An 11,866-nucleotide genomic window follows, 5' to 3' on the forward strand; every position below is an offset into this window, starting at 1 on the left:
GAACAGGGTCATGGCACATATTTGGGTTCGCGCGGAACAACGCGCGTTTGAACAACGGGTTGGGATCACGCCGGCAGGGGCGGCAAAGCTGCTGGCAGCAGGTCACACAGTGACAGTGGAACAATCTGATGCGCGGGCCATTCCTATTGCGGGCTACGCGGATGCTGGCTGTGAAATTGTACCTGAACATAGTTGGGTTGATGCGCCGTCTGGTGCAATTGTTTTCGGGTTGAAAGAGTTGGATGAGGCGGGTCCAGATCTGCGCCACCGCCACATTATGTTTGGCCATGCGTACAAAGGGCAGGCAGATGGGCCCACCTTGTTGGGGCGGTTCAAACGGGGCGGTGGCACGCTTTATGATTTGGAATATCTCACACTGGAAAATGGCCGCCGTATCGCCGCTTTTGGTTATTGGGCGGGGTTTGCTGGGGCGGCTGTTGGGGTGATGGCATGGCAGGCGCAGCAAGAGGATGCAAATCTCGGCTCCGTTGGGGTGTTTCATTCCAAAGATGCCTTGATCGCAGACCTGCAATCCCGCCTTAAATCCTGTGACACGGGTGAGTTATCTGCAATTATCATTGGGGCCAAAGGCCGTGTTGGGTCGGGTGCAACGGCGCTTTTGCACGCCCTTGGTGTCACGCCAACAGAGTGGGATATGGATGAAACCGCACATGGCGGACCATTCCCTGAAATTCTGAACCACACGCTGTTTGTAAATTGCATCCTCGCAGGGCCAAGCGTGCCCGTTTTTGTACCAAAATCAGCGGTTCCTGAACCCAAATCACTGCGGGTCATTGCGGATGTGTCTTGCGATCCAAACAGCAGCTACAATCCCATCCCGATCTATGATCGCTCCACCACATTTGCCGATCCTTTGGTGCGCGTGGCGGATACGCCAACCCTTTTGGATGTTATGGCTATCGACAACCTGCCATCCATGCTGCCCGTTGAAAGCAGCGAAGACTACGCCGATCAATTGCTGCCCTATCTAATGACCCTTGATGATATTGACGTTGGCGTCTGGGGCAGGGCAGCGGCTATCTTTACGGATCACGTAAATCGATTGTGAAACGGGCTGGCCTTTGGGTCATATCCCTGCCTAAACTGCCTCAACCGTTTACAAAAGGCAGAGGTCCCATGCGTAATCTTGAACGTCCCGGTCGCTCCCCCGTCCATACGCCAAACGGCATGGCGGCAACGTCGCATCCGCTGGCCAGTCAAACCGCGATTGAGGTGCTGAAATCAGGGGGCAACGCCATGGATGCCGCCGTTGCAGCCTGTGCTGTTCAGTGTGTGGTGGAGCCCGGCTCCACAGGCATTGGCGGGGATAATTTCTGCCTTTATGCGCCAAACGGAACAGATCAGGTTGTGGGCTTCAACGGCTCTGGCAAAGCACCTGCCGCCGCCACGATTGATTACTTTGAATCTCAAGGAATTAGTGAATTCGACCGCCGTTCACCCCATTCCGTCACAATTCCAGGGGCGGTGGATGCGTGGTCGCAATTGCTGTCCGATCATGGGCGCATGACCTTGGGCGAGGTGTTGCAACCTGCCATCGCCTATGCCCGCGATGGGTATCCGATTTCATCGCGTGTGCATGCGGATTGGACAGCGAGCAAAGCTCTGTTGGCCGCAGAGGATAGCACCGCAGCGATTTTCTTGCCAAATGGTGAAGTCCCCAAGGTAGGGCAAATGCACCATCAAAAGGCGCTGGCAGAAACGATGCAATCTATTGCAGACAATGGCCGCGATGCGTTTTACCGCGGCAAAGTTGCCAACGATATTGTGGAATACTTACAGGGCAAAGGCGGCCTACATACCGTCGATGATTTTGCCGCAACCAAAGGCGAATATGTAACGCCAATCACCACTGAATACCACGGCCATACGGTGCATGAATGCCCGCCAAACGGGCAAGGCTTGTTTGCACTGTTGCTGTTAAATGTGATGAGCGGCTTTGATGCAGGGGCAGATGGGCCAATCACCACCAAACGCCTGCATCAAGAGCTGGAAGCCTGTCGTTTGGCCTATCGCGCCCGCAATGCCTATCTGGCTGATCCTGCGTTTTCGGATGTTCCGATTGATGAAATCCTGTCCGCCGACTACGCCGCTGCGATGCGTGCGCAGATCAACATGGCCAAGGCAACGATACCGCCTGCGGATATTCCGCTGACCCGTCACGAAGACACGGTTTACCTGACCGTTGTGGACAAAGATCGCAACGCGGTCAGCTTTATCAATACATTGTTCCACGGCTGGGGGTCTGGGCTGACGGAACCCAATTCGGGCGTTGTGCTGCAAAACCGTGGCCATGGGTTTTCGTTGGAACGCGGCCACCCTAACTGCATTGATGGGGGCAAGCGCCCGCTGCACACGATTATTCCGGGTATGGTTACGAAAGGGGGCAAGGCGGTGATGCCGTTTGGTGTGATGGGCGGCGAATATCAGGCCTTTGGCCATATGCAGTTCTTGAGCCGATATTTTGATTATGGCTTGGACATCCAAGAGGCGATGGACGCACCGCGCATGATGGTTGACCCTGACACGGGTGAAGTGGAAATTGAGACAGCCGTGCCCCAAGAAATGCGGGCTGAATTGGCTGCAATGGGACATTCCATCGTCGAACCAGCCCGTCCCGTTGGTGGATCACAGGCCATCTGGATCGACTGGGAGCAAGGCGTGCTGACAGGCGGCTCTGATCCCCGTAAAGATGGCTGTGCAATCGGCTACTAATAATTAAAAATTATCACATCTATCGCTTATTCTAACTTAAACTAATGGCGAAGATTTGGTATTCAAACCCCAACCGAGGGTCACTGCGGCCTTCGCGACAATCAAACTCAAGACAGGAGAGTTCCATGGACGGATCACCCATCGAAGGCGGCAAATGCCCCGTAATGCACGGCGCACAAAACGCAACAGGCAGCACAGCCAACCAACATTGGTGGCCAAACGCGCTGAACCTTAAGCCATTGCACCAAAATTCGGAAAAATCCGATCCGTTGAACCCCGATTTTGACTATGCAGAGGCGCTGAAATCGCTCGATGTTGAAGCATTGCGCAAAGACCTGACAGACGTGATGACCGACAGCCAGCCGTGGTGGCCTGCCGATTATGGTCACTATGGCCCGTTCTTCATCCGCATGTCATGGCACGCAGCTGGCACATACCGTGTGGGCGATGGCCGCGGTGGTGCGGGCACAGGTGCGCAACGGTTCGCGCCGCTCAACAGCTGGCCAGACAACGTGAACCTCGACAAAGCACGCCTTTTGCTGTGGCCGATCAAAAAGAAATATGGCCAAGCGCTGTCTTGGGCTGATTTGCTGGTCTACACAGGCACAGTTGCACTGGAATCCATGGGGTTCAAAACCGCTGGCTTTGCATTTGGCCGCCCAGACATTTGGGAGCCAGAAGAAGACATCTATTGGGGTCCAGAAGGTGTTTGGCTGGAAGACGAGCGATACTCTGGTGATCGCGAGTTGGAAGGCAACCTTGGCGCAGTTCAAATGGGTCTGATCTATGTGAACCCAGAAGGGCCAAACGGCAATCCTGATCCAATGGCCTCTGCCCGTGATATCCGCGAAACATTTGGCCGTATGGCGATGAACGACGAAGAAACAGTCGCGCTCGTTGCAGGTGGTCATACATTCGGCAAGGCACACGGCGCAGGCGACCCTGACAAATACGTTGGTCCAGAGCCAGAAGGGGCTGACATCACGGCTCAGGGTCTGGGCTGGCAGTCTACATTTGGTCCAGGTCACGGTGAACATACGATCTCCTCCGGCATCGAAGGCGCATGGTCACAAACACCAACCACATGGGACAACAACTATTTTGACGTTCTGTTCGGGTTCGAATGGGAACTGACGAAATCCCCAGCTGGTGCAAACCAGTGGATTCCGGCAAATGGTGCAGGCGCAGGCTCTGTTCCAGATGCACACAACCCAGAAAAATCATGGGCGCCGATGATGACAACCGCCGATTTGGCCCTGCGCGTTGATCCTGCGTATGAAAAAATCTCGCGTCGGTTCCACGAAAACCCAGACCAATTCGCCGAGGCATTTGCCAAAGCGTGGTACAAGCTGACCCACCGCGATATGGGGCCAAAAGCCCGCTATCACGGGCCACTGGTCCCAGCGACCGAAGAGCTGTGGCAAGACCCACTGCCAGCTTCAAACGGTGCGCCATCTGACGCGGATGTGGCTGCGGCTAAGGCGGCGATTGCAGGCTCTGGCCTGTCTGTTTCTCAACTGGTGTCCACCGCTTGGGCCTCTGCTGCGTCTTATCGCGGATCAGACATGCGCGGTGGTGCAAACGGCGCGCGGGTGCGTCTTGATCCTGCCAAAAACTGGGAGGTGAACAACCCTGCGGAACTGGCCAAAGTGCTTGGCGTTTTGGAAGGGCTCGACACCAATCTGTCTTTGGCCGATCTGATCGTGCTGGCGGGTAACGTTGGTGTTGAAATGGCGGCGAAAAACGCAGGCGCATCGGTTGATGTCCCATTTGCGGGTGGTCGGACAGATGCCACGCAGGACCAAACGGATGTAGAAAGCTACAGCCATCTGGAGCCACGTGCAGACGGTTTCCGCAACTACTACTCCAGCCGTGCCATTGGTAAGCCTGCTGAAATGCTGGTTGATAAGGCACAGTTGTTGGGTCTGACAGCGCCTGAAATGACCGTTCTTGTGGGTGGTTTGCGCATGCTTGGCACCAACACAGATGGATCAGATCATGGCGTTTTCTCCAAACAGTCTGATACTCTCAGCAATGATTTCTTTGTAAATCTGCTCGACCTGATGACCGAATGGAAACCAGCGGACGGTTCTGACAACCTGTTCGAAGGGCGCGATCGTGCAACGGGTGATCTGAAATGGACAGCCACAACCGTGGATCTCGTGTTCGGCTCTAACTCGCAACTGCGTGCCTTGTCCGAAGTCTATGCGTCTGACGATGCAAAAGACGCGTTCATTGCCGATTTCGTAGCGGCTTGGACCAAGGTTATGAACAACGATCGTTTCGATCTGGCCTGAACCATAATCACTTAAATTCGAAAAGCGCCTCAATCCTTGGGGCGCTTTTTGCGTTTCTGGGGCTTATAAACCCAGCATGTCCTTTGTCATCAGCGCAGACATGCCCCCATCAATGGTAATGTCATTGCCTTTGATCCAATTGCTTTCGGGTGAGGCAAGAAACACGATTACATCTGCCACTTCTTCGGGCAAACCCGCACGGCCAACGCGGGCGATATTAGCGGCCACTTTATCGCCAAAGGCGGTTTTGAAATCATCGAGGATACCCGTGCTGACCGCAGCAGGACTCACGCTGTTGATCCGCAATCCCTTTTCCAACAAGGCTTCGGTTTGTGCCATGGACCAAACAATCGCCGCCTCTTTTGAAAGGTTATAGGCCCGTGTCGCATCCATATTCTGATCGGCCACAAAGGCCGCCAAACTGTCACGGTCGGTGGACATCAGGGCTTTGACCTGATCCATATTATCCCGCCAAAATTGGCCAGCACGCGATGCCGTTGTCACCAGTGATCCGCCCGATTTGATGTGGGGTAAAACAGCATTGGTAAAGGTCACCATGCCCGTGAAATTAACCGCCAGCACCTTTTCCGCCATGCCATCGCGGGGCGGGATGCCGGCATTGTTAATCAGGCAGTCAAACTCGCCCGACAGTTCAGAAACCGCGTTTGAAATTGACGCCAAATCGCTCATGTCGATCTTGATCCATTGATCCACGCCGCGTGGTTCCGCGATATCGACAGCCACAATTTCATCCCCGCGGGATTTGAGCTTTTGCACCACTGCGGCCCCTATTCCTGTGGCTGCACCGCTGATTAAAACTCTCATGGGTTTTCCTTTGTCGCTGACACGACCCCGCCGATCAGGTTCGTATTTAACAGTTTTTCGCCCAATGTGGCACGAGGTTCCGCAATTTGTGCCAAAGCCTCTTGATCCCGTTCCGATTGATCCCGCGCGTACTGAACCGCTTCTGTGGCGGAAATTGCCCGAAATCGCAGGGCATCCCCTGCGCGAAGCTGCGTCAGGCGATCCACATCTCGCGACACCACCGTCGCAATCTTTGGATACCCGCCCGTGGTTTGATGATCTGCCAATAAAACCGTTGGAACTCCGTCTCCCGACACTTGCACAGACCCGCGCACGATTGGTTCTGACGGGATCGACAGTGCGTTCAGCAGCGACAGTGTTGGCCCAGTCAGGCGAACGCCCATCCGATCATAAGCATCCGTCAGGGCGTAAGACTGCGATGTGAATAATTGCACAGATGCAGGGTCAAAGTGTTGATCCTGTGGGCCAATCACCACATGCACGTCTGATGCGGGTTTCGCGCAGGCAGGGCACGTGTATTGCCCCTCGCGTCGTTCCCGTGCCTCCGCATCTTTGACAGAAAACTCCATACCTGCCTGCAACGCACCTGCGCCAAACCCAGACATGGAATGGGTGGCCGTGGCCCCAAGCCAGGTATCCACTTCGATTTGCCCAGCAAACGCGACATAGGCCCAACTGCCCCATGATCCTGCGCGCAGGGTGATTTTATCTCCGCGTAGCACCCGCTGCGCGATCCAGCCTTCGTTTTGCGCCGCGCCGCAAATCACGGAAAACCCGCCACCTGCCGCTGCAAAGGTGGTTTCGCCTTCGATACATTCAAGGATTAGGCCGCCAAGTGACACTTCAATCGCGGTTTCATTTGTCCGATTGCCCACCATCGTTTGCGCCGCGCCATGCGCAAACCGATCCATAGGCCCAGAGGGGGACACACCAAAGCGCAGATGCCCAATGCGACCTGAATCTTGGAATGACACCAATGGCCCCGCAAAAACAACTTTGAACCGCGCCTGTGTCATGGGTGCTGCATCTCGGTTGGTAAGGCATCGCGCGCGATGCGCTCAAACACCACACTGTCGCCCACATTGAACAGAAAGGGATTGTCAGGATCGTCTTTCATAATCTCAATCGGGGAGCGACCGATGATAGACCAGCCCGTGGGCATGACCACAGTTGTAATCAAACATTGCGGCCCTGCGATCATCACACGTCCCGTTGGAACACCGCGTGTGGCGGATGGTTTGCGCGGCACTTGGATCATGTCAGGCAGGCCCGAAAGATACGCATACCCAGGCGCAAATCCATACATAGAAACGCGGAGCTTGGCCCCCAGATGGGCCGCAATCACCGCGTCAATGGAGTGCCCCGTAGCCTTTGCAACAGCAATCAGATCGGGGCAAAGCTCTGTATCGTAACACACGGGTACGACATGTGTTTTCGCATTTCCGTCATCCTGTTCAGGAATCGGAAATAACCTGCGAATGGCCGTTTCCACTTGCCCGTGATCGGTGATCAATGGATCAAACATCACCAGCAGGTTCACCAGTGCGGGCACGGTTTCAACAACCCCCGAAATCCCCGCCGCTGCAATGCTATGATCGAGCGCAACAACCTGACGGTTCAGCGCATCATCAACTTCGGTGCCAAATTCAATAAGCACCGCGCGATCTGCAACGGGTTTGAACGTGGGGTGTCCCATTATTTGTCCAAAAAACTGCGGATTGATATGCCCGCCGCTGTCAGGCGTTCGCGTATTTCTGCCGCCATGGCCACCGCGCTTGGGCTGTCGCCGTGAACGCAAATGGAATGGGCATCAAGGTGGATGGGATCCCCGTCAATGACAGGCATCAAGCCTGTTTCTAACATCGCCAGCAACCGTTCTGCGGCCTCGGTAGGATCATGGATCATGGCGCCGTCTTGGCCACGCGGAACCAGTTGCCCGTTCGATAAATACCCCCGATCTGCGAATATTTCCGAATAAACAGGATGGTTAGTTTCCTTGGCCACCCGTTCTACTTGCGTGCCAGAAATTGCCAAGATCGGTAAAGTAGGATCAAGCGTGTGAATGGCCTCGACCATCGCCCGCGCCACCGTTTCATCCGCCGCTGCCAAATTTGCCAGCGCCCCATGCGCCTTTACATAGGCAACATCTGTACCAGCCAGTTTTGACATGGCCTGCAACGCCCCGATCTGCGCCACCACCATATTGGCGATTTGTGCAGGGTCCATCGGAATAACACGACGTCCAAACCCTTCGCGATCATTATAGCCTGGGTGCGCACCAACGCTGACACCGTTTTCCTTGGCCAATGTCAGAGTTTTGAACATGGTTTCAGGATCGCTGGCATGGCCGCCACAGGCAATGTTTGCACTTGTGACAAGGGACAGCATTTTGTCATCTGCCCCCATGGTCCACGGACCAAAACTCTCTCCAAGGTCGGAATTCAAATCAATGCGTTTGATGGGTGCGTTCATAGGATTGGCCGATCACGTGGGACTGTTGTTTGTGTATTTGTGAAAGATGCACGCCCCCTTGCCAAGGGCGAATGCAACTTTTGCACGGACTCTCGACTTGTTTGCGCATATGGCTTCTGGCTAGATGTCGGGGTCCCATGCGAAAGACAACCAATGCCTGAAGATTATTCCGATTTACGTGATGCCGTTGCCAAACTTTGTGCCAAATACGACGGCACGTATTGGCGCGACTTGGATCGCACCATGACCTATCCCACCGCGTTTGTGGATGATTTGACGAAATCGGGATGGTTGTCTGTGTTGATTCCTGAAGAATACGGCGGTGCTGGGCTGCCCTTATCTGCCGCCGCCGCCGTGTTAGAAGAAATGCAGGCCCAAGGCTGCAATGGCGGGGCCTGTCATGCGCAGATGTACACAATGGGCACGTTGTTGCGGCACGGATCGGCGGAGCAAAAACGAACCTACCTGCCCGATATTGCATCAGGGGCGTTGCGTTTACAGGCCTTTGGCGTGACCGAACCCACATCGGGAACAGATACAGGGGCCCTTAAAACCACAGCGGTGCGTGATGGGGATGACTATGTGATTAACGGCCAGAAAATCTGGACCAGCCGTGCGGAACATTCCGATTTGATGCTTTTGCTGGCGCGTACAACGCCGCTATCGGATGGTATGAAAAAAACCGCAGGCCTATCGGTGATCCTTGTGGATATGCGCAGTGCAAAAGGCAACGGCCTGACCATTCGCCCAATCCGCACTATGATGAACCACGCCACCACCGAAGTGTTTTTTGACAATCTGCGTGTGCCTGCGACCAATCTGATCGGGGAAGAGGGCAAAGGGTTTAAATACATCCTTACGGGCATGAACGCGGAACGGATTTTGATCGCGGCGGAATGTGTGGGGGACGCGAAATGGTTTATCGAAAAGGCCAAGTCTTATGCAATTGAACGCGAAGTGTTCGGGCGACCTATTGGTCAGAACCAAGGCATCCAATTCCCTATCGCCAAAGCCTACGCCAATATGCGCGCGGCAGAGTTGATGGTGAAAGAAGCGTTGCGTCTGTATGAAAGCGGCGAAAACCCGGGGGCAGAGGCAAACATGGCCAAAATGCTCGCGGCAGACGCGTCTTTTGAAGCGGCAAACATGTGCATCCAAACGCACGGCGGTTTTGGCTTTGCCGAAGAATACGACATCGAACGCAAATTCCGTGAGACGCGGCTTTATCAAACCGCACCAATTTCAACGAATCTGATTCTGTCTTATTTGGCCGAACACATCTTGGGATTGCCCCGTTCTTATTAGGAAATTTTATTTCCACCTAAAAAAGTCGGAAATATTTAGCCGATAAATTCACTCAGGTATTGTCAGGGGAAAATTCCTCTGCTACTCGCAATACATCGGGATCAAAGGAGACACCCAATGTATCGCTCATTTATTGCTGCCGTAAGCGCAGTCACAATGCTTGGCACCACCGCACAAGCTGATGAAATCACAGTATATTCTTACCGTCAGCCAGAGCTGATTAAGCCGTTGTTTGACGCATTCACTGCTGAAACTGGCATTGATGTAAACGTGTCCTTCCTGAAAAAGGGCATGATTGAAAAGCTGCAAGCCGAAGGGGATCGTTCCCCCGCTGACCTGATCATGACCGTCGATATTTCCCGCCTGAACGGTGTGGTCGAAGCAGGCGTGACACAGCCCGTGTTCTCTGACGTGATCAACGCCAACATCCCTGCGGAATTCCGTGACCCTGATGGCCAGTGGTTTGGCCTGACGTCCCGCGCACGCATTGTTTACGCCTCCAAAGACCGCGTGGCAGATGGCGAAGTCACCACATACGAAGACCTCGCATCCGACAAATGGAAAGGGCGCATTTGTATCCGCTCTGGCACAAACGCTTACAACCTCGCGCTCACATCTGCGGTGATCGCGCATCACGGCGAAGAAGATGCCAAAGCATGGTTGAATGGCGTCAAAGGTAACTTGGCCCGCAAACCATCTGGCAACGACCGTGGCCAGGTTAAAGCGATCCACGCTGGCGAATGCGATATCTCTGTGGGCAACACCTATTACATGAAAAAGATGCTCGAAAACGAAGAGCAGGTTGCATGGGCCGACAGCGTGCGCATCGTGTTCCCGAAATTTGAAAACGGCGGCACACACGTAAACCTGTCTGGCATGGCGCTGACCAAAGCAGCCCCAAACAAAGACGATGCGATTAAGCTGATGGAATGGCTGACAGGGGATGCAGCTCAAGCCATCTATGCCGAGCAAAACGGTGAATACCCGCTGAAAGATGGGGCCGAAACTTCCGAATTGGTGGCCAGCTGGGGTGCGTTCACTCCAGATGACAAGGCTTTGATTGATCTGGCAAAACTGCGCCCAACAGCGTTGAAAATCACCGAACAAGTTGCATTCGACGAATAATCCCAAAGTCGAATGTTACGCCCCCGAAATCCATAGGGTTTCGGGGGCTTTTTTGTTGTGGCATCGCGTTTGTAAACACCAACCGCTGGCTTGGGACGCCCCGTGATAGCTTTGGTTTACAACTTGCGCATAGTGTTCGTCGTCACATGCGGGAACACAACTTGACCCACGCCTTGCAAGTTGAACAGCATCAAAATCGTCTGACTGTATTGCAGTTGCGTATACGTTCGCCCTGCATCAAAACTTTCCAACCAATAATTGGCAAAATACCGATCGACGGCGGCGTGTTTCTGTTCAAACGGGATGTTCGTCACCGCATATCCTGGCAGATTGGTATCAACGGCCAGTTCGATATAGCTAGATGGTGGGTCTGCCAAAATTGCTTCCACCAAGGGGGCATTTGGATTTTTGGTATAGGCCACATTTGGGTTTTGATAATCAGATGGGTTGTCCAGTTTTGTGAGGTATGGCGAAGTGTTCACACCTGATGGGAACGTATAGGGTGCAGGCGGAATTGTTGGTGCGCCATAAGCCGGGCCAGGGGCCACATACCGCCCGCCCGCAAGGATCGAGTTGCCATGGGGAACAGAGATTTGTTTGACCAAATTGTACACGGTTTGCGGCGCACGGGATGACGGTTCTACAGCAGGGCCATAAGGGCCGATGTTTTGCTGTTTGCCGGTCATGTAAAGCCATGATCCGTTTTCAGCATGAACCAATTTGTCCTTGTCTGGGCCTTCTGCAAAATAGACGCGCTGTTCATAAAACAGGGTATTGGCCACCTGCGTTCCCAAACCACCACGGTTTGGTGCAGTGCCGTGAATAGCCGTAAATGTGATCTCTTCGTAATAGCTGAAATTCTTTAGAATGTAGCCGTACGGGGAATACGGCTGGCTCTGGGGTAGGGGCATCAAGTTGTAAGAATAGGGGTTGTCTGGTCCACCTTTTCCCCCTCTGCTCAACGATTGGTTGGTCCATGTGCCAACCAAATGTTCAAGCGGTCCAAGCGAAGTAGTTGGCTCTGGTGGGTTTGCTTGTGGTGGCTCGTGAACCAATGGGTGGGACAGATCAGGGGGTGTTACTTTTGCTGCCATTTTGCATCTTCCTCA

At 54.0% G+C, this 11,866-nt stretch carries 10 protein-coding genes; 5 read left to right on the forward strand and 5 right to left on the reverse strand.

Annotated elements, in window-relative coordinates; genetic code table 11:
- The first annotated feature begins 10 nt into the window (after positions 1-10).
- From QBD29_RS07465 to katG, 3 genes are all read left to right on the forward strand, one after another.
- Positions 11-1,069: a saccharopine dehydrogenase gene (locus tag QBD29_RS07465; RefSeq protein WP_280100673.1), complete on the forward strand. Its 1,059-nt coding sequence runs from the start codon at positions 11-13 to the stop codon at positions 1,067-1,069.
- Positions 1,070-1,137: 68 nt separating this feature from the next.
- Positions 1,138-2,733, forward strand: coding sequence for a gamma-glutamyltransferase (gene ggt, locus QBD29_RS07470; RefSeq protein ID WP_280100674.1), 1,596 nt, complete (start codon positions 1,138-1,140; stop codon positions 2,731-2,733).
- A gap of 125 nt (positions 2,734-2,858) precedes the next feature.
- Positions 2,859-5,030 carry a catalase/peroxidase HPI gene (gene katG / locus QBD29_RS07475; RefSeq protein ID WP_280100675.1) on the forward strand — a complete coding sequence of 724 codons (2,172 nt, stop codon included), beginning with the start codon at positions 2,859-2,861 and terminating at the stop codon, positions 5,028-5,030.
- 63 nt (positions 5,031-5,093) lie between these two features.
- Here katG and QBD29_RS07480 read toward each other — a convergent pair whose 3' ends face one another.
- Genes QBD29_RS07480 through QBD29_RS07495 form a run of 4 tightly spaced genes read right to left on the reverse strand, consistent with a single transcriptional unit; the run spans position 5,094 to position 8,327 of the window.
- Positions 5,094-5,855, reverse strand: a complete 762-nt coding sequence (locus QBD29_RS07480; RefSeq protein ID WP_280100676.1) for an SDR family oxidoreductase — start codon at positions 5,853-5,855, stop codon at positions 5,094-5,096.
- A complete protein-coding gene (locus tag QBD29_RS07485) occupies positions 5,852-6,871 on the reverse strand; it encodes a biotin-dependent carboxyltransferase family protein (RefSeq protein WP_280100677.1) in 1,020 nt (339 codons plus the stop codon). Before QBD29_RS07485 ends, QBD29_RS07480 begins: the two co-directional genes overlap by 4 nt.
- Positions 6,868-7,551, reverse strand: a complete 684-nt coding sequence (locus QBD29_RS07490) for an allophanate hydrolase subunit 1 (RefSeq protein ID WP_280100678.1) — start codon at positions 7,549-7,551, stop codon at positions 6,868-6,870. The genes QBD29_RS07485 and QBD29_RS07490 overlap by 4 nt, the downstream gene beginning before the upstream one ends.
- A complete protein-coding gene (locus QBD29_RS07495) occupies positions 7,551-8,327 on the reverse strand; it encodes a 5-oxoprolinase subunit PxpA (protein WP_280100679.1) in 777 nt (258 codons plus the stop codon). Before QBD29_RS07495 ends, QBD29_RS07490 begins: the two co-directional genes overlap by 1 nt.
- A gap of 153 nt (positions 8,328-8,480) precedes the next feature.
- Here QBD29_RS07495 and QBD29_RS07500 point away from each other — a divergent pair, with 153 nt between their 5' ends.
- Positions 8,481-9,632 (forward strand): acyl-CoA dehydrogenase family protein, encoded by a 1,152-nt coding sequence (locus QBD29_RS07500; protein WP_280100680.1) that lies wholly within the window; start codon positions 8,481-8,483, stop codon positions 9,630-9,632.
- 117 nt (positions 9,633-9,749) lie between these two features.
- A complete protein-coding gene (locus QBD29_RS07505; protein ID WP_280100681.1) occupies positions 9,750-10,757 on the forward strand; it encodes a Fe(3+) ABC transporter substrate-binding protein in 1,008 nt (335 codons plus the stop codon).
- A gap of 116 nt (positions 10,758-10,873) precedes the next feature.
- On the opposite strand, the gene QBD29_RS07510 is transcribed toward QBD29_RS07505, so the two are convergent.
- Positions 10,874-11,851, reverse strand: coding sequence for a heme-binding protein (locus QBD29_RS07510; protein ID WP_280100682.1), 978 nt, complete (start codon positions 11,849-11,851; stop codon positions 10,874-10,876).
- Between the last annotated feature and the right edge of the window lie 15 nt (positions 11,852-11,866).

The sequence above is a fragment of the Amylibacter sp. IMCC11727 genome, assembly GCF_029854195.1.
In the GTDB taxonomy this organism is placed as follows: Bacteria; Pseudomonadota; Alphaproteobacteria; order Rhodobacterales; family Rhodobacteraceae; genus Amylibacter.

What these genes read in the sequence shown, in the direction of transcription:
- QBD29_RS07465 (WP_280100673.1), top strand. Translation starts at nt 11, where the DNA reads ATGGCACATATTTGGGTTCGCGCGGAACAACGCGCGTTTGAACAACGG.
- ggt (WP_280100674.1), top strand. Translation starts at nt 1,138, where the DNA reads ATGCGTAATCTTGAACGTCCCGGTCGCTCCCCCGTCCATACGCCAAAC.
- katG (WP_280100675.1), top strand. Translation starts at nt 2,859, where the DNA reads ATGGACGGATCACCCATCGAAGGCGGCAAATGCCCCGTAATGCACGGC.
- QBD29_RS07480 (WP_280100676.1), bottom strand. Translation starts at nt 5,855, where the DNA reads ATGAGAGTTTTAATCAGCGGTGCAGCCACAGGAATAGGGGCCGCAGTG.
- QBD29_RS07485 (WP_280100677.1), bottom strand. Translation starts at nt 6,871, where the DNA reads ATGACACAGGCGCGGTTCAAAGTTGTTTTTGCGGGGCCATTGGTGTCA.
- QBD29_RS07490 (WP_280100678.1), bottom strand. Translation starts at nt 7,551, where the DNA reads ATGGGACACCCCACGTTCAAACCCGTTGCAGATCGCGCGGTGCTTATT.
- QBD29_RS07495 (WP_280100679.1), bottom strand. Translation starts at nt 8,327, where the DNA reads ATGAACGCACCCATCAAACGCATTGATTTGAATTCCGACCTTGGAGAG.
- QBD29_RS07500 (WP_280100680.1), top strand. Translation starts at nt 8,481, where the DNA reads ATGCCTGAAGATTATTCCGATTTACGTGATGCCGTTGCCAAACTTTGT.
- QBD29_RS07505 (WP_280100681.1), top strand. Translation starts at nt 9,750, where the DNA reads ATGTATCGCTCATTTATTGCTGCCGTAAGCGCAGTCACAATGCTTGGC.
- QBD29_RS07510 (WP_280100682.1), bottom strand. Translation starts at nt 11,851, where the DNA reads ATGGCAGCAAAAGTAACACCCCCTGATCTGTCCCACCCATTGGTTCAC.